Source organism: Citrobacter sp. UYEF32, assembly GCF_040546205.1.
Taxonomy (GTDB): domain Bacteria; phylum Pseudomonadota; class Gammaproteobacteria; order Enterobacterales; family Enterobacteriaceae; genus Phytobacter; species Phytobacter diazotrophicus.
Window position 1 is genome coordinate 303588 of sequence record NZ_JBEPNI010000006.1, and the last position, 22966, is coordinate 326553.

Sequence of the window (22966 nt, forward strand, 5' to 3'; positions counted from 1 at the left end):
TCTAATCAACGTAATCTTTCATCACTCCGGCCAGCCATTCCATAAACAGATGCACGCGGCGCGACAAATTACGACGATGGGGATAAATAAGTGATACCGGCATAGGTTCTGCACGATATTGCGGCAGGATCTCCACCAGCTTTCCTGCGCGTAGCGCTTCCCGCACGCCGACGCGCGGCACCTGGATAATGCCAAGCCCTGCGAGGCAGGCGGCGTGGTAGGTCTCGGTACTGTTGACTGTCAAAATGCCGCCGGTTTTCACCCACGTGGTCTGCTTATCGAGGCAGACTTCAAAGCCTTGCGGACGCGCGCCGAGGTTGAGGGCGTAATGCACAACCGCATGCGAAGAGAGATCGTCCAGACTTTCCGGGTAGCCGAAACGCGCCAGGTAGTCGGGGCTGGCGCAATTAATAATGGAAAGCTTACCCAGCGGGCGGGCAATCAGGCCGGAATCTTTCAGCGTGCCGACGCGCACCACGCAGTCAAACCCCTCGCGAATAATATCCACCAGCCGGTCGCTGCTGCTTAGCTCCAGTTCAATACCGGGATATTGCTGCAAAAACGCCGGTAGCCGTGGAATCACCAGGTTTTTCGCCACGGCCACGGGCATATCAACTCGCAACCGCCCACTGATGCTCGACGGATCGTGCAGAAAAAGTCCGTCAAGTTCGTCCATATTGGCGAGCAAATCTTTCGCCCGCTCGTAATAGACCATCCCGTCCTGGGTAAGCTGCACCCGTCGCGTTGTGCGATGCAGCAACTGTGTACCAAGGTGGTTTTCCAGCGCCTGAACCTGCCGCGAAACGCTGCCTTTAGGGAGGCCTAATGAGTCTGCCGCGCGGGAAAAACTCTCCAGTTCTGCCACGCGGATGAACAATTGCATTGCATAAATTTTATCCATCGAACGCATCCATTGTTGTTGTAAATGAAACAGTGAAGTGTAATTCAGCGCCTTTATTGTTTTATCACCAGCTAATAAGCTTTTTCCACAGTCAACACCCAACAAAACGAGGTTTCTTATGACACAACGTATCGCATTAGTAACAGGCGGCAGCCGTGGACTGGGGAAAAACGCAGCGCTGAAGCTGGCAGAACGCGGAACCGCCGTCATCCTGACCTACAACAGCAACCAGCAGGCGGCTGATGAAGTTGTGGCGGAAATTGAGGGAAAAGGCGTGAAAGCGGTGGCTTTACAATTGAATGTCGGCGATGTTGCAAGTTTCGAGGCTTTCGCCCTGGACGTACAGCATCAGCTAAAAAACGTCTGGAATCGGGATACATTTGATTATTTATTAAACAATGCCGGTGTTGGCATCGCGGTTCCCTTTGCTGAGGCCAGTGAAGCGCAATTTGATGAATTAATGAACATTCATTTTAAAGGGCCATTCTTCCTGACACAGCGCCTATTGCCATTGCTGGCAGATGGCGGGCGCATCCTCAATGTCTCAAGCGGGCTGGCGCGTTTTGCGCTGCCAGGATACGCGACCTATGGCGCGATGAAAGGGGCAATGGAAGTGCTGACCCGCTATCAGGCTAAAGAGCTGGGCCCGCGCGGGATTTCCGTCAATATCATTGCCCCTGGCGCGATTGAGACCGATTTCCGCGGCGGTGAAGTCCGTGATAATCCGCAAATTAATAAACATATTGCCGGGCAAACGGCGCTGGGGCGCGTCGGTAAACCGGATGATATTGGCGGCGCGATGGCGGCTCTGCTGAGCGACGATCTGGCGTGGATGAATGCTCAACGCGTGGAAGTCTCGGGCGGGATGTTCCTGTAAAGGTCATCGTTTAACGTGGTTTAGCTATCGGTCTCAGACGTATGCATTACCATTTGCCCGGCGGCGTTATGCCACCGGGCGGTGAGACTTACTGCTTCTGAAAGTGGGTGACTTTGATTCGGGCTGGTTTCTGTTTAGCATCTAACGACCCGCTAATGCCCACCAGTTCGTCCGGGGAAACATTTTTGCCATCGAAAACGGCCATTGGGATATACACGTCAATTTGCCCGGTTTTGTCGCGGAACTGGTAGAGATCCTCCCCCGTTTTCTTCACGAGGTTCCCTTTGAGCGAAACGGAAGCGCCGTCATGCATGGTTTTCGCCTGTTTAATGGTCATGCTACGGGCATCTTCCATACCGCGATAGCCATCTTCCATTTTATGCGGCGGCGGCGGCGCCTTGTCCGTCTTTAAACCTGGTGCATCCTGCGCGAATGCCGCCATGGAGAATAATGCTGTAAAACTTGTTATCAGCAGAATCTTCTTCATATGCTCTCCTCTTTATTGCCAAAACACTGCCTAAGCCTGGCACAGAGAGAGGAAGATGACAGGTGAATTATCTGCTTTCACGGTATTCATGGTGCAGCAGACCAAACAGCCAGTCGTTATGCCAGCGCCCCGCCAGCCAGAAGGCTTCGCGCAGTTCACCTTCCTGCACAAATCCTGCCTTTTCCAGTAAACGCTTTGAGGCGTCGTTTCCTGCCGTTACGGTCGCGACAAGGCGACGAATGCCCCCTTCGGTGAAGGCATAGCGGCAAACCGCCTGTAATGACTCCAGCCCGTAACCTTTTCCCTGCGCCTGGGGGGCAAACAAAAACCCGACTTCGGCGCAGTCTGCTTCGTGATGGCGGTAGCCCGTCACCCCAAGCGGGGTTTGCGTGGCGCTGTCGCGCACCACAAGACATAACCAGTGCTCACAACCGGGCGACCAGACAGGCAAGCGGGATTCAAATGCCTCGCGGATGGCTTCCTGCGGGCGGTCTTCGGCAACATAACGCATGACCTGCTGATCCTGCTGCAATGCGAGGAAAAAAGGCCAGTCTTGCGGTGTTATCGGCGTGCAAATGAGCCGTGGCGTGACCAGCGTCGGCATAAAAATAGCTCCATTGTTTTTTTCGTGTTAAAACCGCTATCACTGATAATAATCATTAACTGGTCTATGTTTTAAGTATCCATAAATAAAGAAAAATTAACGTTTCTTTTTTTCCAGTTAATTATTTCACCGGTTGTACTTAAAGGAAAAGAATGACCCATACATCCTCGCAGAACCTGGGGGAACAATTCGAGCAATGCACAGGAATTATTCGTCAGGCATCGAAAGAAATATTAATGCTGCTTAATGTGCATTTTGACGAAGGGAAGGATCCTCGCTGGTTTCTTGAACAACTCGATATTGCACGTTTGAGCCTCGGCGGATGGGGCGCTGTCGCAAAACGGTTAAGGCTTAATGATGCGGAATTAACCCAGTTCACCTTACAGCTACGCCATTTGCAACAACTGGTGCCGTATTATGAAAAGGGGCAGAACGTTACAGAGAACCAGCTTATTGTCGCGCTGCGTTTCGTGCGCACGCTGGAACATCTGCGGGCGAAGCAGCCATTGCTGACCTATGCGACAACCCTCAATGCAGACAAAGAAGGGCAGCAGCAGGGGTTAAAACAGTTACGGGCGCTGGAGTTGATGCTCAAATCGCTGGTAACAAATGCCTGGCCGGATGCGTTGCGGCTGAGTAACCACCTGAAAACGCGATTTGGCGCCGATTGCGTTCGGCGCTGGTTGAAAGTCGGCGATCGCAACGATGTACTCAGTGGTATGTTATTTAGCGAACTGGCGCTGTTATTAATTGATAAGAAAGAATTTAGCCAGCATTATGCCCGGCTTTTTAACGATTCACCGGTATTGAGTCTGTTTCTTGAGCCGCGCAAAACATTGCAAACATTTCTGGACGATATTCGGCAAATACGCAGCGCTGTCGTCGCGGGGCAACCGTTAACCTCGAACCAGTTGATGCTACTGGAGAACTATTACCCGCAGATTGCCGGGCCAGTGCAGCGGGCATGGGAAGACGGGCGCATACAGGTTAATCCCGCAAGCTTGTTGCGAGAGGCGGAAGATGATTTAGATACATTCTGGGAACAGGCGCGCAAGAAAGATCGGGCGGCGGGAGGTGATGCTATGCAAATTCGCGATGGAATTGAAAGGCCGGAAAAACGCGCCGCGCGTACCCGCGAGGAGCGTGAACAGATGCTTTCCAAAGCACTGTGGGGCGCAGTCGGCGTTGCGGTGCTGGTCATCGTGGCGGGAGCATTCTGGTTGTTTAGCGACTCATCAGTATCGGTGCCGGCGTCAGGGCAGGGGCGGATTACGGTGCCTATCTCTCAGGATAAGGAAAAAGCGACGCCCAAAGAAGAGTTGACCAAAATGGGCATCCCCCGCGATGAGAGCAACTTCCGTTCCGCAATTGACCGCAACGATACCCGCGTCGTGTCGCTGTTTCTCCGTACGGGCATGAGCTGGAAACTGTCGTGGACCGAGCAGGCGATGGCGAACGATTACACGGATGTGCTGGAGATGTTGCTGCGTTATCGGCTACAGATGGAAGAAAACCGCCCATGCCGCCGGTTTATCGAAAACATGGGGCATGAGATGGCTTCCGGCACGAAGCTGACATCGCTGCGTAAGAACTACCTGCAGGCGTTCTGTACATCGGAACCCGTCGTGAGACGTCAGCGTTATGAAATGGAACAGGCGCAACTGCGTTATGAGGCTGCGCCTGACGATAACACGAAGAAATGGGCAGATATTCAGTCGGCTATTTATGATGCTATCGACTGAATCAACGGGGGAGCTACGGCTCCCCGTATAACCCGATGAGGCGACGAACCACACCGTTTGTCCAGCCAAAGCCATCCTGGAGCGGATATTCACCCCCACCCCCTTCGCGCGGCGTGCTGCTGGCGATATGGTATTTCTCAATCAGCTTGTGGTGACGCTGGTAGAAATGGTTAACGGTGCGCAGCCAGTTATGGGCGATTTCGTCACCCAACGCGTCGTTGCCGTACAGTTTGAAGCCCTGAATCGCCATCCACTGTAAAGGCGCCCAGCCGTTGGGTTTATCCCACTGTTCGCCGGTTTCATACTCCGTCGCCAGAATACCGCCAGGCGTCATCAGGCGCGTGCGCGTGGCCTCAGCCAGTTTATCTGCCTGCTCATGCGTAGCCATGCCGACATACAGCGGGACCAGGCTGGCAGCGGAAAAGAGCGCCATTTCGCCACGACGCCAGTCATAGTCGCGATAACAGCCTTTCTCCTCATCCCACAAGTAGCGATTGACCGCTGCCCGTCTGTCGCTGGCTTTAAGACGGAATTCCGCCTCCTGCTCCCGTTCACCTTTTAAGCCGGCAATATTGGCGATAGCGCTTTCCAGTTTGAACAGGAAGGCGTTCAGGTCGATGGGGATGAACTGGGTGGTGCGAATACTCGCCAGGCGATTGGCGTCTCGCAGCCAGCGTGACGAATAGTCCCAGCCGGAAGCCGCACCCGCACGGAGATCCCGGTAGACCTCGTTAGCCGGGCGAGAGGAGTGCTTCGCGGTTTCCACATCCTCCAGCCAGGATTCATCACGCGGCGTGTCCCTGTCGTCCCAGTAACGGTTGAGCAGGGAGCCGTCAGGCATACGTACCGCGTGGCGATAGGCCTGGTTCGGCAGCAGCGACTCCGCGCCATCCATCCAGAAGTCATACTCCATCAGCAGATGGTCCAGGTAGCGTCGCGCGCCGCGCACGCCATCCTCTTCAAACAGTTCTACCATCAGGGCGAACACCGGCGGCTGCGAACGGCTGAGATAGTAGGTACGGTTACCGTTTGGGATATGACCGTAGCGTTCAATCATCCACGCGAAGTTGTCCGCCATACATTTCAGCATGTCGTGGCGACCACTTTCCGCCAGCCCCAGCATAGTGAAGTAGGAGTCCCAATAGTAGGTCTCGCTAAATCGCCCACCGGGGACGATATAGGCCTGTGGCAGAGCAAGCAGTGATGACCACGGGATATGGTCCTGCGGCTCACGCGTCAGCACCGGCCATAGCTGGTCGATATGCTCTTTGAGGGAGTTTTCCGGGTCCGAAACGTATTCACTGCCATAGGTTTCCGGCATCCAGAAGTGCGCCTGAACAAACAGCCGCAGGTCAAAATCGGGTTTGCGCTTAATTTTGCGATAGCGGATTAAAATATCGAGCGGATCCATTTTCGGCGCACAGTCCGGGAATGTTTTGCTATCGGCAAAAATACGCGATGACTGCACGTGTTCAAACAGTTCAAGATAACGATCGGATGGGGTCAGGGCGTCCGAAGCGGGCAGCCCCTCGATCATTTCCGGTTCCGGCTCCGCGTCGATCATTTCAGCCAGTTTTAACTCGCAGGGATCGATTTCGTAGCGGGGTTCTTGTGCGATCCCAAATTCTACGGATTCAGCGCTGTGAAGTTTCTGGTTGAACATAATAATACTGGCCTCCGGAGGTCGTCGTAAGAGTTTACGGGTGTTTCCCGGCATATCTATAAGCTTAGACATTCGCTTCGATCTTTGGGGTGCAAAGCGTGCGCTAGATCACGTTTAGGCGCGGGTGGAAAAAGAGCGAAATTGATTAATTTTTATAATTTCAATCGTTTAATTGCCGCTCCTCCGAAAGCGAAACGACAGAATTCAGAACATTCAAAATGCAACAGGTTATGAATATTCAGGGCAATCCCTTTAGCCTGGTAACTTTCCCGCATTCACGCCAGTCAGTAACCGCAAAAAATTTAGCGTTCGCGGGTTATTTTCACTCTCTCGGGTGACGATCGCCATGCATAACTCTGCGTCATCTTCGGCAAGCGGGATAAATTTCACTCCCTTCGGCTTGAGCTGATCAATGGGTCTGGGTAAGACGGAAACGCCCACGCCTGCGCCGACAAGTCCAATATGCGTCAACACTTCCGCCGCCTCCTGGACGACATAGGGAGTGAAGCCCGATTTCTGGCACATACGCCTGACTTTATCCGGCACGGATGCGCCGGCCGTGTCGGGATAAAAGATGAAAGGCTCATCTTTCACATCAGTAATGGTCAGGGTTTCACAGGCGGCTTTGGGGTGATCATCAGGCAGCACGACGCAGAGCTGGTCGCGCCTGAGCACCCGGATATTCAGGCCATCGCGGGTGGTTCCTGGCGTGACGCGGATGTATCCCACGTCGATATCCTCATTGAGCAGAGCGGTGAATTGCTGCTGTGAGTACATCTCACTGAGCGTGACCCGAACCTCGGGATAGTGACGGCGGAAAGCTTTGAGCGGCGCACTGAGTTCATCGACCAGCAGCCCGGTGGTGGTAAACCCAATACGTAACTCGCCGCTTTTACCCTGCGCGATGGCCCGTAGCTCGGCGGGAAGGTCGCTGCTGAGTCGCAGCATCTCTCTGGCTTTAATCACGAAATGCTCGCCCGCTTCTGTCAACGCGACTTTGCGTCGGGTGCGATTGAATAACAGAACGCCCAGCTCTTCTTCAAGGGCCTGAATCTGCTGTGATAATGGCGGCTGGCCGATATTGAGCTTTTCTGCGGCACGGGTAAAGTGCAGCTCCTCAGCCACGGCCAGGAAATAGCGAAGGTGACGGAATTCCATTTATATTTCCAGATATATAAATACATAGAGATTTATATATTGGACAGGTATACATCGCAACCTTACCATTGCCGCCAGATTATAAATAAAACGCTATTCCACTCTTTTAAGGCTGCACCGCGCGTGCGGCCTGAGCGCTGATACCAGGGAAAACAGATGAGCAGTGAGTTATTGGTATTAATACCCGTGGCGTTTATTGCCGGGATTATTAATGCGGCGGTGGGCGGGGGCGGGCTGATTACCATGCCGACGTTTTATTCTACTCTGCCGCAGTTCACACCTGCCGAAATAATGGGAATCGACAAGTGCTCCTCCGTGATGGGGCACCTGATGTCTATCAAGCAATTCACCGCGCGCCTGCGATTGCCGTGGTCATTGATTTTGCCGACCGCAATAAGTGCGGTTATCGGCGCGTACACGGGCATTAGATTGCTGGATTTTATGCCATCCGACTGGATGCGTCCGATAGTGATTGTGGTGCTGGCGATCATGCTGGCGTACACCTGGTTTAAACCGCAGTTTGGTCATAGTGATACCAGCCGGGAACCCACCCGAGGTGATTTGGCGAAGGGTGTGCTGTTAGGTTTTGCGATTGGCTTTTATGACGGTTTTATCGGTCCGGGTACCGGCAGTTTTCTGCTCTTTTTGTTTATCCGTTTTTTCCATTTTGATTTTTTACGGGCAACAGCCTGCGCAAAGGTGGTGAATTTCGGCACCAATTTTTCCACGCTGTTCTTTTTAATTCCTAATGGGCTTATTCATTACGATATTGCGATACCGTTAGGGATTTCCGCTATTTGTGGTTCGCTGGTGGGCGTACGAGTTGCCCTACGCGGCGGAAACCTGTGGATTCGCCGTCTTTTTCTGATTCTTGCCGCAACGCTGTTGATAAAGCTGTTATGGGAGACGCTGCATTAACGGTACATCAGGTTATCGAATGATCGGCTGATATCGTTGCGTGTTATCGTCTGTGTTTTCGCCATATTTGCGTGAGACGATAATGGAATTCGTGACGACGACCCTCGACAACTGCCTTGATATCCGCCATCCGGTTTTATGGCCGCACCTTCCGCGCGATGCATCACGGGTGGAAGGTGACGATGATGCGCTGCATTTTGGCGTGCTGCATAACGGTAAACTGGTGAGCTGCCTGTCGGTCTTTATGCTGGATGCCTCGGTTTGCCAGATTCGTAAGTTCGCCACGCTGGAAGCGTATCAGGGGCAGGGCTTTGGCGGCTTTTTGTTGCAGTCGGTGCTGGAAAAGATGGCGACAGCCGACGTACATGACGTGTGTCTGGATGCGCGTATCGGGGCCGTCAACTTCTACAACAGATTCGGTTTCCGTCCCGAAGGCGAACACTTCTTCAAAAAAGGGGTGGAGTATGTGCGGATGGTGCGGGGGTAAAGGACCGATCGAGCAGGGAGAGGGGATCGATCATGCGGGCTGCGGGCTGGCTTTTCACCCTCTCCCTTTTAGGGAGAGGGCTGGGGTGAGGGTCTACGGAATTAACGCGGGATCTGCTGCGTAATGCAGTGAATATTGCCACCGCCGAGCAGAATTTCACGTGCCGGAATGCCGGTAATCAGGAAATCCGGGAACATCTGACGGAACAGCACTTCGGCCTGCGCATCGGTGGCCGGGTCCAGCAGCGGGTAAATAATATGGTCGTTGCTGACCAGATAATTCACGTAGGAGCCCGCCAGGCGATTACCTTCGGTGCGCTCAATCGCCGTCCCTTTCTCAACGTCACAGGTCTCTTCTGCGCTGGCATACAGCGGCTGTGGTGATGGCACTTTCCAGACTTTCAGCTTGCGGCCACGCGCATCCGTGGTGTTTTCCAGGACGTTGAGTGCCGCAACGGAACGGGCGTACTGCGGATCGTTCTCGTCATCGGTCCAGTGCAACGCCACTTCGCCGGGGCGGACAAAACAGCACATGTTATCGATGTGACCGTCGGTCTCGTCGTTAAATACCCCTTCTGGCAGCCAGATAAAGGTCTCAACGCCCAGATACTCACGCAACTGCTGCTCAATCTCCGCCTGCGACAGGTGCGGGTTGCGGTTCGGGTTGAGCAGACACTCTGCGGTGGTCATCAGCGTACCTTCACCATCCACATGAATGGAGCCGCCTTCCAGAATCAGGCCGGTGTTGTAGCACGGCATCTGGTGATACTGCGCCACCTGGCCTGCTACTTGCTGGTCTTTATCCCAGCTTTCATAAAGGCCGCCGAGAAGACCGCCCCACGCGTTAAACGTCCAGCTTACGGCGCGAATCTCTCCCGCCGGGTTACGCACCACGGTTGGGCCGGTGTCGCGCATCCAGGCATCGTCGCTTTCCATCTCAACCAGCGTCACGCTGGCTGGCATGGTGCTGCGTGCTTTTTCCATTTCGGCACGCGGCACTGCCATAATGACAGGCGTCCTGCGGGAAATAGCCTCAGCCACGGCGGCGAACGCCTTTTGCGCTGGCGCACCGTTGGCGCGCCAGTTGTCAGTACGATAAGGCCAGCACATCCACACTGCCTGATGCGGTGCCCATTCTGCAGGCATGGCGAAGCCATCCTGACGTGGAGTTGTCAGCGCGGACATTATTTGCTCCTTTCGCTGCCGTCAGAGGTGGCGATGGTGCCGTACATGTTCGGGCGACGGTCGCGGAACAGGCCCCATGATGCGCGCTGTGCGGCAATCGCGTCCAGGTCAAAGGTGTGTACCAGCACGGCTTCGTCAGTTTTGTTGGCCTGCGCGACCAGTTCACCGGTCTGATCGGCGATGAACGATGAGCCGTAGAAGGTCATTTCCAGACCTTCGATGTATTTGCTCGCTTCGGTACCGATACGGTTAGAGGCGATAACCGGCACCAGGTTTGCCGCCGCGTGACCCTGCTGAACACGCGTCCAGTGCGGCTGGCTGTCGATGTCCGGATAAGCGGGTTCAGAACCAATCGCCGTTGGGTAGAAAATGATTTCCGCGCCGTTCAGTGCCAGGCAGCGTGCGGTTTCCGGGAACCACTGATCCCAACAGATGCCCACGCCGATTTTCGCGTAGCGGGTATTCCACACTTTGAAGCCGGTGTCGCCTGGGATGAAGAACTGTTTTTCCTGATAAGCCGGGCCGTTCGGAATATGCGTTTTACGGTAGGTTTCCATCACGGTGCCATCGGCATCGATCATCACCAGCGAGTTGTAGTACGCGTTGTTGTGTTTTTCGAACAGGCTTAACGGCAGCACAACTTCCAGCTCTTTTGCCAGGGCAGAGAAATGTTTGATCAGCGGACTGGTGGCCACTTCTTGCGCCAGCGCATAGTGTTCCGGGCTCTGATCAATACAGAAATAGGGAGCAGCGAATAGCTCCTGAATCAGGATAACCTGCGCGCCTTTGCTGTGCGCTTCACGTACCAGACGCTCAGCGTTGGCAACGTTTTTTTCCAGTTCCCAGGTGCAGGCCATTTGAGTAGCGGCAACCGTTACATTTCTCATGAGCGTCTCCATAAAAGCAGATGTTGAAGTGTGCAGTTTATAAACACCAGGCGTGCTTACTTTACGTTGCAATGACTATAGCAATCTCCAGCGTTATGCATAAAATGTATTATTTGCATGAAATAATGAACAAGGTGCATAGTCATGATGGATCTGAATTTGCTGCGCCTGGTGCCGATTCTGGCTAAAGAAAAAAACGTCACGCGGGCCGCGCGCAAAGCCAATATTACGCAATCGGCATTCAGCCATGCACTCAATCGCCTGCGCGAGCAGCTTAATGATGAGATGTTTGTCCGTACCCGCAATGGTATGGAACCGACCCCTTATGCGGCGTCGATGATCCCGGTGATTGAAAATGCCCTGAGCAAACTGGAGGCGGCCACGCGGGGGAAAGGCAATTTCAACCCGGCCAAAGATCCGCACACTTTCTATATTGGCGCGGTGGATTACTTCGAGTTTATGTACATGCCTGCCCTGACGGCGAAATTTAAACACACTGCGCCGAATGTCCGTCTGTCCGTCGATATTCTCTCCGAAACCATTAAGTTTGAACGGGTGGAGCGCGGGCAATTGGATGCCTTTATCGGCGTGGATAACCTGCAATACATCCCGCAGTATTTTAATAAACACCCGCTAATTTCCGACCATTATGTGGCGATTGCCTCGCTGGAGCGTAGCGATCTGCCAGAACAATTGACCCTCAAACACCTGGTCACGGAAGCGCAAATCCATCTCCCGGCGGTAAGCTCTGGTGCGGACCATATTGATAGCTGGCTGCTGACGCAGCACCTTTATCGCCCTCTCACGACGGTAGTGCAGAGTTACGCGGTGGGAGGTCGAGTGGCGGTGGCGTCGGGTTATCTGATGTGTGTGCCGTATCGCATTGCGGAGGAGCTTGCCGCGATGATGCCGCTACGGATTATGGCATTACCCGAGGGGGCACCGTCCTATGACTTAATCCTGTTAACGCATCGTTTATTTGATTATCAGTCGGCATTGCAGTGGTTGATTGAGGAGCTAAAGACGGTGCGGATGGATTAATCGGGCTGAAAATTTACATGAGGTAATTATTATAATATTCCGCATTATTTGTGTGAATGTATTTATTTCTAATATTGATTCATCGAATGTGTTTTTTAAAATAACAATCCATTTCTTATTTACATATCTTCCCAGCCAAAATACTTGACAGACAGTGTCTGGAATAGGTAACTTTCTCAGAAAGCAATATTATTGTTAGGGTGTGCTTTAAATGTCGAGCATATATAGATTGTAAAAATAATTCAATATTATTAATTTCCGTGGTGAATGCCAGGTCTCTTTAGGCAATTTATGAATAAAACAATGCGTTGCTTCCTGATTGTGCCATTTTTGCTATATGGGCTATTGCCGCAGGTTGCAATAGGGTTTGATTTTGTTCCGGACAATGCAACAACGACTGCGTATATGAATGCGTCTGCCTTTCCTGCGACATTAGGAAACATCACCTCCGCAGCCAGTGCTTCTGCGACGGTGTTGGCCAGTGGCTGGCCAAATAGTAATTCCAAGGATTCAGCAAAAATTAAGTCTGTGACAATAAACCCTGATCTCACTGCTCGCGGGTTCACTCTTCAGGTCAAGGTGGCTAACTCATCATGGATGTCGGCCAGTGCTGCCGTAGGAAAATGTGTTTGGGTGGATGCCAATTGCAGCATCAATGGATCTACCTCAACGCCTGTAAATAATAGGGCGACGCAAGCCATATCGGTGAGGTTATTAAGAAACAGTACGGCTGCTTATGACCCAATACCTGCCGGTACAGATATTGCGACTGTCATTTTATGGCATTTTTCAAGCGCGTATCCGTCGGGGCGGTCGAGTCCTGTAGCCACTTTATATTTTAAATTTGACGGTGCTGTTACCCCTATTATCCCCACCTGCGATATAACAAACTTTGATAGTAATGTGATAATGCCCGACGTCAGGCGTAGCGATCTGGTGAGGCAGGGCGCGGGACGATACACCGGGGTGACCAAAGAATTTAATATCAATCTCGCCTGTGGAAATATGCCCAGGGTGACCGTCAAATTTAACGGTGATAAAATGCCCGGTATTGCCAGCGAAGATGTTCTGGTGAATAAGCTCAGTGGCAACGATAATATAGGCATTCAACTTTTCTATAAAAGCAATGCGATGAAAATTGGTGAGAATATTGAATTACTAAGCGCGGCGGCTGACAGCGAGAATTTGAAATTTAACGCCTATTATTATTATAAAGGCGGTGCAGTACAGAGCGGCCCCATTAAATCACAGACCGAGTTCACCTTTACCTACGAATAACCTGTTCCTTTTCTGGGGCATTATCATGCCCCGGCGCTTTCTGCTGTGGCGCCGCACGAGCCGTAACGATTACCGCACTGTAACATACCGAACTGCCTGCATACCTGCCTCTTCAACCACCTGACCACCGAATCACAAACCCATCCCCCTGAGGTCAACCCCGGCGCGGACCATATTGATGCTGGCTGCGGGCCCGACACCTTTATCGCCCTGGTGCAGAACTGCTGGCGGGCAGATGCGTATTTGTGGGTTATCTGATCTGCCTGCTGTATCGCGAAATGGCGCACCGTCTTATGACTTCATCCTGTTAGCGCATCGTTTATTTGATGATGAGTCGGTATTGCAGTGGCTGATAAAAGAATGGAAAGGGGGAATGATTGATTGATAAAGAAAATAATTATGCAGGTATTGTTTTTCACCTTCTAAAACCATTGACTTAATAAATATATGTGTGAATTGTTTATTTGCATCCAAAATATTCATTATAATTATCGCATCTCAAATAATAATGGTTTTATGCCTATTTTGTCTTTTGTGAGGAATTAGTACTTGACGATGCCAGTTGGGGTGAGTAACTTGTCGCGAAATTAATATTTCTGTACTGCTAAATTTCACTTACATGATGTTTGTGACTCATTAATCTCATGAAGTTATTATGATTTATTATTTGTGGGGTTTATGTATTTTTTAAAAGGAGTGTTTATGGAAAAAAGAAATTGCTGGTTATTAGTTATAACTGCTTTATTTGGGTTTGTTTTTTCAGAAACCGCTCTGGCTTTTGTTTTTCTCACAGATAGAGCTACAGCTTATCTTAGTAATTCGAAGGTGCCAAATACATTAGGGGACATCACGTCTGGTGCCAGTGGTGGAGCCTCTGTAAAGGTTAACGGAATACCTACCTCAATGTTACAAGATAAGGTGAAGATTTCATCTGTAAGAGTTGGTTCCGGTATTTCTTCCAGGGAATTCACAGTTCAAATTGGAATCAATAACTCATGGACGAATTCAGCTTATTCTAATGGTCGTTGCGTTTATTACACGGCAGATTGTAATATCTCTCAACATCAAAATAGATATAACGAACCGACAGTTCCTGTTTATGTAAGACTGAAGCGTAATAGCTCGAACGTATATACTGCAATTCCCTCTGGTACGTATATCGCGGGTGTTACGCTCACTCAATATTCAGTCAGTGCGCCAAACGGGGAGGCAGTGGCATATCTTGATTTCTATACCAGTGGTGAAATTACTCCTGTCATTCCCACTTGTGATGTTAAAAACTTTGATAATAACGTGACACTGCCGGACGTCAGGCGTGCGGATTTAGTAAACCATGGCGCAGGGCGATACACCGGGGTGACCAAAGAGTTTAATATCAATCTCGCCTGTGAAAATAAGCCAAAGGTTAGCGTCAAATTTAACGGTGATAAGATGCCTGGTATTACCAGCGAAGATGTTCTGGTGAATAAACTCAGTGGCAACGATAATATAGGCATTCAACTTGTGCATAACAACAATGCGATAAAAGTTGGCGAGAATATGGAAGTACTAAGCACAGCGGCTGACAGCGAAGATTTGAAATTTAACGCTTATTATTACTATAAGGGCGGCACCGTACAGAGCGGCTCCATCAAAGCTAACAGTGAATTTACCTTTACCTACCAATAATCTTTTCCTTTTCAGGGGGAGCATTGCCATGCCCCCTGTGGTTTATCATCACTGCCTGCTGTCGCGCCGCGCGAGCCGTAACGATTACCGCACTGTAACATACCGAACTGCCTGAATTCCTGCCCCTCAACCACCTGACCACCGAATCACAAACCCATCCCCCTGAGGTCAACCCCGGCGCGGACCATATTGATGCTGGCTGCGGGCCCGACATCTTTATCGCCCTGGTACAGAACTGCTGGCGGGTAGATGCGTATTTGTGGGTTATCTGATCTGCCTGCTGTATCGCGAAATGGCTCGCCGTCTTATGACTTAATCCTGTTAACGCATCGTTTATTTGATGATCAGTCGGTATTGCAGTAGCTGATTCACACACTAAAGGTGGAACGGATTGATTAATGTATGAAATAAAAAGTTTGTATATGTCGATTGTTATAATTTTCTCATTTCGGTTGTGAATGTATTAAGGCTATGCATTGACGTCTGGGGAATAAATGGTTTTTTTAAAAAACAACGATTCATTTCTTATTTTCATAATTACTCTGTTTAAAGACTTGACAGTTAGCGTACGGGATGGGTAACTTTATCGAAAAATAATATTATTGACGAATAATGCTCTGGCTATGTTGGGGTGCATAGATTAAATTTATAATTTAAATGCATCTATTCTTCTGGTGAATATTAAATGCTTTAAGGCGCTTTATGAATAAAATAATGCATTGGTTTTTGATCGTGCCAGTTTTGGCGTGTGGGTTAATATCTAAAGTTGCTATAGGTTTTAGTTTTATTCAGGACAACGCGACTGCGTATATGAATGCGTCTGCCTTTCCTGCAACATTAGGAAACATCACCTCCGCAGCCAGTGCTTCCGCGACGGTGTTGGCCAACGGTTGGCCAAATAGTGATCACCGGGATTCAGTAAAAATCAAGTCTGTGACAATAAACCCTAATCTCACTGCTCGCGGGTTCACTCTGCAGGTTAAAGTAAGTAATTCATCCTGGATGTCAAATACGGCTGCCGTAGGTAAATGCGTTTGGGTGGATGCAAATTGCATTATAATGTCTATCTCAACCAGCGTGACAAAGTCGACGTTGCCAGTTTCGGTGAGGTTATTAAGAAACAGTACGGCTGCTTATGACCCAATACCTGCCGGTACAAATATTGCGACTATCACCTTATTGCATTATTCGAGCATCTACCCTTCTGGGTGGACATCCTCTCCAGCTACTTTATATTTTAGATTTGATGGCGTTGTTACCCCTATTATCCCTACCTGCGATATAACAAATTTTGATAATAATGTGACACTGCCGGAAGTCAGACGTGCCGATTTAGTGAGGCATGGAGCGGGACGATACACCGGGGTGACCAAAGAGTTTAATATCAATCTCGCCTGTGAAAATAAGCCAAAGGTTAGCGTAAAATTTAACGGTGATAAGATGCCTGGTATTACCAGCGAAGATGTTCTGGTGAATAAGCTCAGTGGCAACGATAATATCGGCATTCAACTTGTGCATAACAACAATGCGATAAAAGTTGGCGAGAATATGGAAGTACTAAGCACAGCGGCTGACAGCGAGAATTTGAAATTTAACGCTTATTATTACTATAAGGGCGGCACCGTACAGAGTGGGTCCATCAAAGCTAACAGTGAATTTACCTTTACCTACCAATAATCTTTTCCTTTTCAGGGGGCATTGCCATGCCCCCTGTGGTTTATCATCACTGCCTGCATACCTGCCTTTTCAACCACCTGCCCCCCGAATCACAAACCCATCCCCTGCGGTCAACCCCGGCGCGGACCATATTGATGCTGGCTGCAGGCCCGGCACCTTTATCGCCCTGGTGCAGAACCGCTGGCGGGTAGATACGTATTTGTGGGTTATCTGACCTGCCTGCTGTATCGCGAAATGGCTCGCCGTCTTATGACTTAATCCTGTTAGCGTATCGTTTATTTGATGATCAGTCGGTATTGCAATGGTTGATTGAGGAGTTTGAGCAGAGGAGCCATAAATTCAAATCATCCCTGTATTAAATTTATCTGTTTTAATCAAAATATTCACCATGTAAATGGTAAAACGCCCGTGTTCTCATTAATGTTAGTAAATTATGTGTGCATATTCTTATTTTATTTTCGAATAACGGTAGATTGTTGACAGATTGTGAGCTTCTACGTAACTTCCTTAAACAATATTCTCTGCATCTTTCTGTTTTATATTATTTTGATGGAGGTGGTTTTTTATTGTTTTATTTGTGATTTCAAGGATGGAGAGAGTGATTAAAAGAAATAGCTTAATGCGTTGTCTCATATCCGGCCTTTTCATTGGTTCAATCAGTCAGTATGCCGGTGCAGAGGAATGGACGGATTTTACGTGGACGAATACGGAAACCACGGTGTATATGAACGCTTCAACATTTCCTAAAACGCTCGGGAATATCACTTCTCCAGCGAGTCCTACGGCTTCCTTGAAAGCGACAGGCAGACCAACTGAAGCAATGAAAGACAGCGTTAGAATTTGGTGGGTCAACTTCAATCCTGAATTAGCCATTCGAGGGTTTACTTTACAGGTAAATATTAATAATTCAGGATGGATCGAAGGAAATAACGCTAAGGATGTTTGTGTCTGGGTTGATGGCGATTGTAAGCTTTTTCCGGGGCCGACAGTGCAATATGTCGATTATCCAACAGTACCCATTTCAGTCAGATTATTAAGAAACAGTACAACTCCCTATGACCCTATCCCACAGGGAACAAATATAGCCTCAATTACTATGAGGCATTATACGGGTCTGGTGCCAACGGGCATTACTATGGGGAATCTTCATTATGTCTTCAATGGCGATATTGTCCCCCTCGTTCCTACCTGTGATGTCAAAACGTATGATAGTACTGTGAAACTACCGGAGGTAAGGCGTAGCGATTTAATGAGATCACTTTGGCGTTATCAGGGCGCAAACAAGGAATTTACCATCAATATAGATTGCATAAATAATGTCTCTAAAGCGAAGATCACCTTTAATGGTGATAAAATGCCTGGCGTGGCAAGTAACGATGTGCTGAAAAATATGAATTCGGGGAACGAAAATGTTGGCGTTCAGATCATGTTTGATGACACGCCTCTCGAAATAGGAAAAGAAGTATTAGTCAAATGGTGGCCTTCTCAAAATACGAAGCTAAAATTTAAAGCCCATTATTTTACCAAGAATGGGAGTATCAATCCCGGAACGATAAGGGCTAAAAGTGAGTTTGTTATTACCTATGAATAAAATATTTAAAGAGGCATCGTAGGTGCCTCTTTATTGGTTATGCACTCTGCGCCAGCACTTCCTGCTGCGGTGCCTCACGATTAAACGCCTGATGTACAAAGCGGCGCAATAATTCTGTGGCTTCCGGCGAGGGCAAAACACCTGATAGCAGTGCCAGCGGGTCAAAGCCTTCTTCGGTCAGCACGGTTTCGCGCTGGCGAATCATGTCAGCGGCGATCTCCGGAGTGAACTCCGGGTGGAATTGTGTCGACATGGCGTTGGGTCCGTAGCGGACAATCTGGTGCTGGTCATGGGCGGACGATGCCAGCGCCAGCGCCCCTTCCGGCAGGCGAGAGACGGTCTGCATATGAGTCAGATGCGCGGGAAATTCACGCGGCAAGGTGCTCAGCAGCACATCGTTACTGGCATGCGGATGAAGTTGAATCGCCTGGCTGCCGACCTCACGCCCCTGCGGATGCCACTCCACTTCGCCGCCCAACGCATGTGCCATCAACTGGTGGCCGTAGCAGACACCGAACAGCGACATGCCAATCGACATGGCTTCGCGTACCCACCCGGCAGCGGCTTCACTCCAGGGGAGACGGTCCGTCACCATCGCCCATGAACCGGTAATCACGGCCACACGGTTGGCATCCGGCGGCGGAAGCGCTTCGCCTTCAAACACGCGGATAACTTCTGTTTTCTCAAGAGGGTGCTGAATGGCACGACAGAACCAGGAGGGGATATCGCCGTGGACTTCACGAATAGACTCTGAAGGAAAACCTACTTGCAGGATAATTAACGGACGGTCTGTCATTACAACCACTCTCTTCCTCTGCTGAACATTTGTTCAACTATGCGCCGAAAAATTCGGCCTGTGAAGGGCTTAGCGGGAAGGGGATTGTAAAGGCGAAGCGGCGAGCGGGGCGCTTTACAGGCCCGTGCCGGGGCTATTCGTTTGTTTTAGTGGTGAAAAAACAAACACAGCACGGCTTATGCTTTTTTTGGCTATTTTTAGCTTTTTTACGCTCGCGGGGGTGAGTACGTCAGTTCATATTGACAGCTATGCCCTTAGATGGTTGTATTGTACAACTATTGGTGCGAAGGGTCATAAGCATGCAAAACGCCAGTCTGATTAACGAAATCCGTATTGCCTCCCGTCTTATGGTCCGTGAACTCGGGTTTATGAATGCCACCCTTGCCGCCACAGACTATTCTCCCTCAGCGGTGCATACCCTTTTGGAGATTGAAAGCCAGGGAGCCATGACCGCCGCACAACTGGTACAGATATTAGGGCTGGAGAAATCCAGCGTAAGTCGTATGCTCGGTAAGCTCGTCCGCGCAGGTGAAATTCAGGAAGTTCCGTCCAAAGATGATGCGCGTTTTAAAGAGCTGCAACTGACCGCGCAGGGAAAAGAGAGCGTCGCTCGCATTAATCAGTACGGCAGTATGCGGGTGATCGAGGCGCTGGCGCATCTCACCCCTTCCCGGCAGCACGCGGTTGCCGAGGGCCTTTCAGCTTATGCACATGCGCTGGCGGCCTGCCGGAACGGTGAAGCGCCGTTACAACAAGATGAGATTGAGATTGTTGCTGGCTATCGTCCCGGCATGATTGGCCGAATCAGCGAAATGCATGCCAGCTACTACTCTCGCCATTATGGCTTCGGGTACTTTTTTGAAAGCAAAGTGGCGGCCGGGCTGGCTGACTTCGCCGGGCGTCTGGATGTTGCGTGCAATCGTATCTGGCTTGCCATTCATCATGGACGGATTGTGGGGTCGCTCGCGATTGATGGGCAGGATCTGGGCGACAACGAGGCGCATCTTCGCTGGTTTATCCTCGATGACGATTGCCGTGGCGGTGGCGTGGGCCGTCGATTGCTGACTGAGGCGATGAATTTTTGCGACAGCCAGAACTTCGCGGCTGTACAACTGTGGACTTTTAGCGGGCTTGATGCGGCGCGGCGACTCTACGAATCCTTTGGTTTCCGGCTGACAAAAGAGTGGCAGGGGGAGCAGTGGGGCAGTGAGATGCTGGAACAGCAATTTACGCGCAAGCGCATATGAAACGAATATTGCGAGTGTCTGAAAAATTGCCCATCCCGATAAACAGCCGTTATTTTGTACGTGTTATCAACCCGGCAACTATTCTATGAATTTCTGACCGTCGATGCCTGACCTGGCAATATTTAATCTGACGACCCGTAAATATTAGCTTGATGCGGACATCTTTTTAAAGATGTGGATGCCTGGATGGGAATGGTATTCGTTTCGGATATCATGGCGAATATTTAATTTAAGTATATTGCCCGACGAAATATAAGGTTACTCACGGCAATAAAAATGCTTTTATATCTTGCTTGATGTGATGATCGCCATGCACTGGCATTTAAAACGGTACCGAAATCCATAGCCCGGCAGGCGGCGTATCATCGCGCGCAAAAGCGCAGTAAAAGCATGCGACTGGCTCACATATGGTTGCGTTTCTCCCTGCCAGAACCGCATAGAGACGTTGCTTTGCTGTGCCAGAGCGTAAACATCTCTTCTGCTTGAAAAGTGTACGAACGCGCATATTGCTGCCCGTACTATTCTGTTTCATGAGAATGTTCGCATATTGATGAAAATGATATTGATATCATCGATGTATGTTCATTCACGGGAAATGATTTATACGGGCATATTATCTTTTATAGAAACAAGGCATCGCACTTAAAAATTGTGAACGGCAGAACGTTTTTTTTAAAACGTCATTTTGTAATATGAAATTCGTTTTATATGAAACCGTAGCACGATTTAGATTAAAGAATTTCAAATAAATGTCGTTATAACCCCTAATTCAACCAGATCGAGTGCTGCCATTATGACATGGAAAAATACCCAAGGCCGAATAGGCCTGTTGCTTATAAGCTTTTTCGTTATCTTATTGATAGTTACCTATATTGTTATCAAGCTATTCGTTTCTCCGCAGATTATCGAAACGGAGACCAAAAATATTCAGGCGACGGTTGAATTACAAAGTAACGCGATAAAAGAGCAGATGAACCGCGTTAAGGCGCAGCAACGCTCCATCACTGAACTGGTTGTTGGGCTGCAAAGCGAGCAAATTGACGAATTACTGCCGCGCCTGGTAAACCAATACGGCGATTTAAACGTCTTCGGCGGCGGGATTTGGCCTCTGCCTGGGCAGCGCGATCCGGCTCGGGATAAATTCAGTACCTTCTATGCCCGCGACGGGGGCGGCAATTTGCAGGTCAACACCGTCTGGAACCAACCAGAGTCGGCAAAATACTGGGAGCAGCCCTGGTATAAAGACGGTATGAATGCGCCAAAAGGCGAGTGTGCGTGGGCGAAAGCCTATCAGGACGCAGCCAGCCCTCAGCCGCGAACTAACTGTGCAATGGCGATCTGGAAAGACGGCAAAGCGTGGGGCGTGGCGACCATCGATGTGACGCTGGGCTTCTTTAACCAGCTTGCTGTCGACATGGGTAAAGCGGTAAACGGCAGCGTACTGATTGTTGAGGCGGACGGCAAAATCGTCGGTAACGGTTCCTCCGTACAGGATAAACCGGCCCTGTCAAACGTTCGCGATCTGGGCATTCCGGCGGCGGCACCGTTAGTTAGCCTGTTAGGCCAGGGTAAAACAACAGAAGTGCGTGGCAGCTATGACGGTGAAGACGGGGCGCATTCCCTGTTCGTTCTGCCAATCAGCGGCAGCCCGTGGTTTATGGCGGTCGACATTCCGAGCAGCCACCTGGTAAGTATGTCTGACGCTATTATGACCAAGCTGACCATCGTACAGGCGATTATTGGCATACTTATCGTCCTTATCATGATGATCATCGTGCGCAATATTTTCCATAATGTGACGCTGCTCAATCGTAATATTGAAGCGCTGTCCAGCGGCGGTGCGGATTTAACGCAGCGTCTTGCGCAAAGTAAGAGCCCGGAATTTAACGCCATTATCAACAACTTCAATAAGTTTATTTCGTTCCTTAATGAGTTGATGCAGCAGGTAGGGAGTAGCTCGATGGCGATCTCTTCGGCTTCGCGCCAGATTGCCAGTGGCAACCTGAACCTCTCCTCGCGTACCGAAGATCAATCGGCATCGATTGTGGAAACGGCGGCATCAATGGAAGAGCTGACCAGTACCGTGCGCCTGAACGCAGAGAACGCGTTGCAGGCGAACAAGCTGGCGGAAGAGGCCTCCGTTGCGGCAAAACAAGGGGCCAATGTGGTTAATAAAGTCGTCTCCACGATGAATAACATCAATGAGTCCTCCTCGAAAGTGGTGGAAATCATCAGTGTGATTGACGGCATCGCCTTCCAGACCAACATCCTGGCGCTTAACGCCGCGGTGGAAGCGGCAAGGGCGGGCGAGCACGGGCGTGGTTTCGCCGTGGTCGCTGGCGAAGTTCGTTCACTGGCGCAGCGCAGTGCCCGCTCAGCTCAGGAGATCAAGAAATTGATTGAAGAGTCGGTGAGCAGCATTGAGCAGGGCAGCGGACTGGTTCGTCAGGCGGGTACGACGATGGATGGCCTGATGGAAAAAGTTGAAGGTGTGGGCGTGCTGATCTCAGAAATCAGCTCTTCCAGCGATGAACAAAGTCGCGGGATTGCCCAGATCAATATCGCCATTAACCAGCTCGATAGCGCCACGCAGCAGAATGCGGCGCTGGTCGAAGAGGTGGCGGCGGCTGCGCAGTCGATGGAAGAACAAACCGTACAACTCGAAAACGTCGTCGGCAGCTTCAAGCTCTGACAGACAACATAGCCGACTCTGCGGAGTCGGCTTTCTTCTCTCTGGCATCCGCCACTTACCCTTCCCGT

At 50.3% G+C, this 22966-nt stretch carries 19 protein-coding genes; 11 read left to right on the forward strand and 8 right to left on the reverse strand.

The genetic code is table 11. From position 1 onward, the window contains the following. Window position 1 precedes the first annotated feature (1 nt). Entirely contained in the window at window positions 2–901 is a 900-nt protein-coding gene (locus ABIB59_RS18870; protein ID WP_071195020.1) for a LysR family transcriptional regulator, read from the reverse strand. A 118-nt stretch (window positions 902–1019) separates the two neighbouring features. Between ABIB59_RS18870 and ABIB59_RS18875 the strand changes: the two genes are divergently transcribed. Beyond that, window positions 1020–1778, forward strand: a complete 759-nt coding sequence (locus tag ABIB59_RS18875) for an SDR family NAD(P)-dependent oxidoreductase (RefSeq protein WP_039080231.1) — start codon at window positions 1020–1022, stop codon at window positions 1776–1778. 88 nt (window positions 1779–1866) lie between these two features. Here the strand turns inward: ABIB59_RS18875 and ABIB59_RS18880 are convergent, their stop codons facing one another. Both ABIB59_RS18880 and ABIB59_RS18885 read right to left on the reverse strand, forming a co-directional pair. Beyond that, complete coding sequence (locus ABIB59_RS18880; RefSeq protein ID WP_039080232.1) at window positions 1867–2265, reverse strand: YdeI family stress tolerance OB fold protein; 399 nt, start codon at window positions 2263–2265, stop codon at window positions 1867–1869. A gap of 67 nt (window positions 2266–2332) precedes the next feature. After that, entirely contained in the window at window positions 2333–2869 is a 537-nt protein-coding gene (locus tag ABIB59_RS18885) for a GNAT family N-acetyltransferase (protein ID WP_354036571.1), read from the reverse strand. A 152-nt stretch (window positions 2870–3021) separates the two neighbouring features. Between ABIB59_RS18885 and ABIB59_RS18890 the strand changes: the two genes are divergently transcribed. Then, window positions 3022–4611 carry an STY4199 family HEPN domain-containing protein gene (locus tag ABIB59_RS18890; protein WP_079496948.1) on the forward strand — a complete coding sequence of 530 codons (1590 nt, stop codon included), beginning with the start codon at window positions 3022–3024 and terminating at the stop codon, window positions 4609–4611. Window positions 4612–4624: 13 nt separating this feature from the next. Here the strand turns inward: ABIB59_RS18890 and ABIB59_RS18895 are convergent, their stop codons facing one another. Then, window positions 4625–6274, reverse strand: coding sequence for an alpha,alpha-trehalase (locus tag ABIB59_RS18895; protein ID WP_039080235.1), 1650 nt, complete (start codon window positions 6272–6274; stop codon window positions 4625–4627). A gap of 252 nt (window positions 6275–6526) precedes the next feature. Continuing rightward, window positions 6527–7432, reverse strand: a complete 906-nt coding sequence (locus ABIB59_RS18900) for a LysR substrate-binding domain-containing protein (protein WP_107224337.1) — start codon at window positions 7430–7432, stop codon at window positions 6527–6529. Window positions 7433–7588: 156 nt separating this feature from the next. Here ABIB59_RS18900 and ABIB59_RS18905 point away from each other — a divergent pair, with 156 nt between their 5' ends. Beyond that, complete coding sequence (locus tag ABIB59_RS18905) at window positions 7589–8350, forward strand: sulfite exporter TauE/SafE family protein (protein WP_071195016.1); 762 nt, start codon at window positions 7589–7591, stop codon at window positions 8348–8350. Between the two features lie 82 nt (window positions 8351–8432). After that, window positions 8433–8837, forward strand: a complete 405-nt coding sequence (locus tag ABIB59_RS18910; RefSeq protein ID WP_110295427.1) for a GNAT family N-acetyltransferase — start codon at window positions 8433–8435, stop codon at window positions 8835–8837. A 101-nt stretch (window positions 8838–8938) separates the two neighbouring features. Here ABIB59_RS18910 and aguA read toward each other — a convergent pair whose 3' ends face one another. Continuing rightward, window positions 8939–10021, reverse strand: coding sequence for an agmatine deiminase (aguA, locus tag ABIB59_RS18915; protein ID WP_071195014.1), 1083 nt, complete (start codon window positions 10019–10021; stop codon window positions 8939–8941). Further along, the gene (aguB, locus tag ABIB59_RS18920) at window positions 10021–10908 is read right to left on the reverse strand and encodes an N-carbamoylputrescine amidase (RefSeq protein WP_039080240.1); all 888 of its coding nucleotides are present in this window, start codon (window positions 10906–10908) and stop codon (window positions 10021–10023) included. The genes aguA and aguB overlap by 1 nt, the downstream gene beginning before the upstream one ends. Window positions 10909–11052: 144 nt before the next feature. On the opposite strand from aguB, the gene ABIB59_RS18925 reads away from it, so the two are divergent. The 5 genes from ABIB59_RS18925 to ABIB59_RS18945 all read left to right on the forward strand — a co-directional run bounded on the left by ABIB59_RS18925 (window position 11053) and on the right by ABIB59_RS18945 (window position 18163). After that, window positions 11053–11949, forward strand: coding sequence for a LysR family transcriptional regulator (locus ABIB59_RS18925; RefSeq protein ID WP_354036575.1), 897 nt, complete (start codon window positions 11053–11055; stop codon window positions 11947–11949). Window positions 11950–12240: 291 nt separating this feature from the next. Next, complete coding sequence (locus ABIB59_RS18930) at window positions 12241–13227, forward strand: fimbrial protein (protein ID WP_155525380.1); 987 nt, start codon at window positions 12241–12243, stop codon at window positions 13225–13227. A 702-nt stretch (window positions 13228–13929) separates the two neighbouring features. After that, window positions 13930–14895, forward strand: a complete 966-nt coding sequence (locus ABIB59_RS18935; protein ID WP_354036577.1) for a fimbrial protein — start codon at window positions 13930–13932, stop codon at window positions 14893–14895. A gap of 702 nt (window positions 14896–15597) precedes the next feature. Further along, window positions 15598–16572, forward strand: a complete 975-nt coding sequence (locus tag ABIB59_RS18940; protein WP_354036578.1) for a fimbrial protein — start codon at window positions 15598–15600, stop codon at window positions 16570–16572. 598 nt (window positions 16573–17170) lie between these two features. Continuing rightward, entirely contained in the window at window positions 17171–18163 is a 993-nt protein-coding gene (locus ABIB59_RS18945; protein ID WP_335256603.1) for a fimbrial protein, read from the forward strand. Window positions 18164–18200: 37 nt separating this feature from the next. On the opposite strand, the gene ABIB59_RS18950 is transcribed toward ABIB59_RS18945, so the two are convergent. After that, window positions 18201–18959, reverse strand: coding sequence for a glutamine amidotransferase (locus ABIB59_RS18950; protein WP_108700486.1), 759 nt, complete (start codon window positions 18957–18959; stop codon window positions 18201–18203). Between the two features lie 299 nt (window positions 18960–19258). On the opposite strand from ABIB59_RS18950, the gene ABIB59_RS18955 reads away from it, so the two are divergent. Both ABIB59_RS18955 and ABIB59_RS18960 read left to right on the forward strand, forming a co-directional pair. Beyond that, the gene (locus tag ABIB59_RS18955) at window positions 19259–20206 is read left to right on the forward strand and encodes a bifunctional helix-turn-helix transcriptional regulator/GNAT family N-acetyltransferase (protein WP_354036580.1); all 948 of its coding nucleotides are present in this window, start codon (window positions 19259–19261) and stop codon (window positions 20204–20206) included. Between the two features lie 793 nt (window positions 20207–20999). Then, window positions 21000–22898 carry a methyl-accepting chemotaxis protein gene (locus ABIB59_RS18960; protein ID WP_071195007.1) on the forward strand — a complete coding sequence of 633 codons (1899 nt, stop codon included), beginning with the start codon at window positions 21000–21002 and terminating at the stop codon, window positions 22896–22898. The last annotated feature ends 68 nt before the right edge of the window (window positions 22899–22966 follow it).

What these genes read in the sequence shown, in the direction of transcription:
- ABIB59_RS18890 (WP_079496948.1), top strand. Translation starts at nt 3,022, where the DNA reads ATGACCCATACATCCTCGCAGAACCTGGGGGAACAATTCGAGCAATGC.
- ABIB59_RS18905 (WP_071195016.1), top strand. Translation starts at nt 7,589, where the DNA reads ATGAGCAGTGAGTTATTGGTATTAATACCCGTGGCGTTTATTGCCGGG.
- ABIB59_RS18870 (WP_071195020.1), bottom strand. Translation starts at nt 901, where the DNA reads ATGGATAAAATTTATGCAATGCAATTGTTCATCCGCGTGGCAGAACTG.
- ABIB59_RS18940 (WP_354036578.1), top strand. Translation starts at nt 15,598, where the DNA reads ATGAATAAAATAATGCATTGGTTTTTGATCGTGCCAGTTTTGGCGTGT.
- ABIB59_RS18910 (WP_110295427.1), top strand. Translation starts at nt 8,433, where the DNA reads ATGGAATTCGTGACGACGACCCTCGACAACTGCCTTGATATCCGCCAT.
- ABIB59_RS18950 (WP_108700486.1), bottom strand. Translation starts at nt 18,959, where the DNA reads ATGACAGACCGTCCGTTAATTATCCTGCAAGTAGGTTTTCCTTCAGAG.
- ABIB59_RS18875 (WP_039080231.1), top strand. Translation starts at nt 1,020, where the DNA reads ATGACACAACGTATCGCATTAGTAACAGGCGGCAGCCGTGGACTGGGG.
- aguB (WP_039080240.1), bottom strand. Translation starts at nt 10,908, where the DNA reads ATGAGAAATGTAACGGTTGCCGCTACTCAAATGGCCTGCACCTGGGAA.
- ABIB59_RS18955 (WP_354036580.1), top strand. Translation starts at nt 19,259, where the DNA reads ATGCAAAACGCCAGTCTGATTAACGAAATCCGTATTGCCTCCCGTCTT.
- ABIB59_RS18935 (WP_354036577.1), top strand. Translation starts at nt 13,930, where the DNA reads ATGGAAAAAAGAAATTGCTGGTTATTAGTTATAACTGCTTTATTTGGG.
- ABIB59_RS18960 (WP_071195007.1), top strand. Translation starts at nt 21,000, where the DNA reads ATGACATGGAAAAATACCCAAGGCCGAATAGGCCTGTTGCTTATAAGC.
- ABIB59_RS18900 (WP_107224337.1), bottom strand. Translation starts at nt 7,432, where the DNA reads ATGGAATTCCGTCACCTTCGCTATTTCCTGGCCGTGGCTGAGGAGCTG.
- ABIB59_RS18925 (WP_354036575.1), top strand. Translation starts at nt 11,053, where the DNA reads ATGATGGATCTGAATTTGCTGCGCCTGGTGCCGATTCTGGCTAAAGAA.
- ABIB59_RS18885 (WP_354036571.1), bottom strand. Translation starts at nt 2,869, where the DNA reads ATGCCGACGCTGGTCACGCCACGGCTCATTTGCACGCCGATAACACCG.
- aguA (WP_071195014.1), bottom strand. Translation starts at nt 10,021, where the DNA reads ATGTCCGCGCTGACAACTCCACGTCAGGATGGCTTCGCCATGCCTGCA.
- ABIB59_RS18930 (WP_155525380.1), top strand. Translation starts at nt 12,241, where the DNA reads ATGAATAAAACAATGCGTTGCTTCCTGATTGTGCCATTTTTGCTATAT.
- ABIB59_RS18880 (WP_039080232.1), bottom strand. Translation starts at nt 2,265, where the DNA reads ATGAAGAAGATTCTGCTGATAACAAGTTTTACAGCATTATTCTCCATG.
- ABIB59_RS18895 (WP_039080235.1), bottom strand. Translation starts at nt 6,274, where the DNA reads ATGTTCAACCAGAAACTTCACAGCGCTGAATCCGTAGAATTTGGGATC.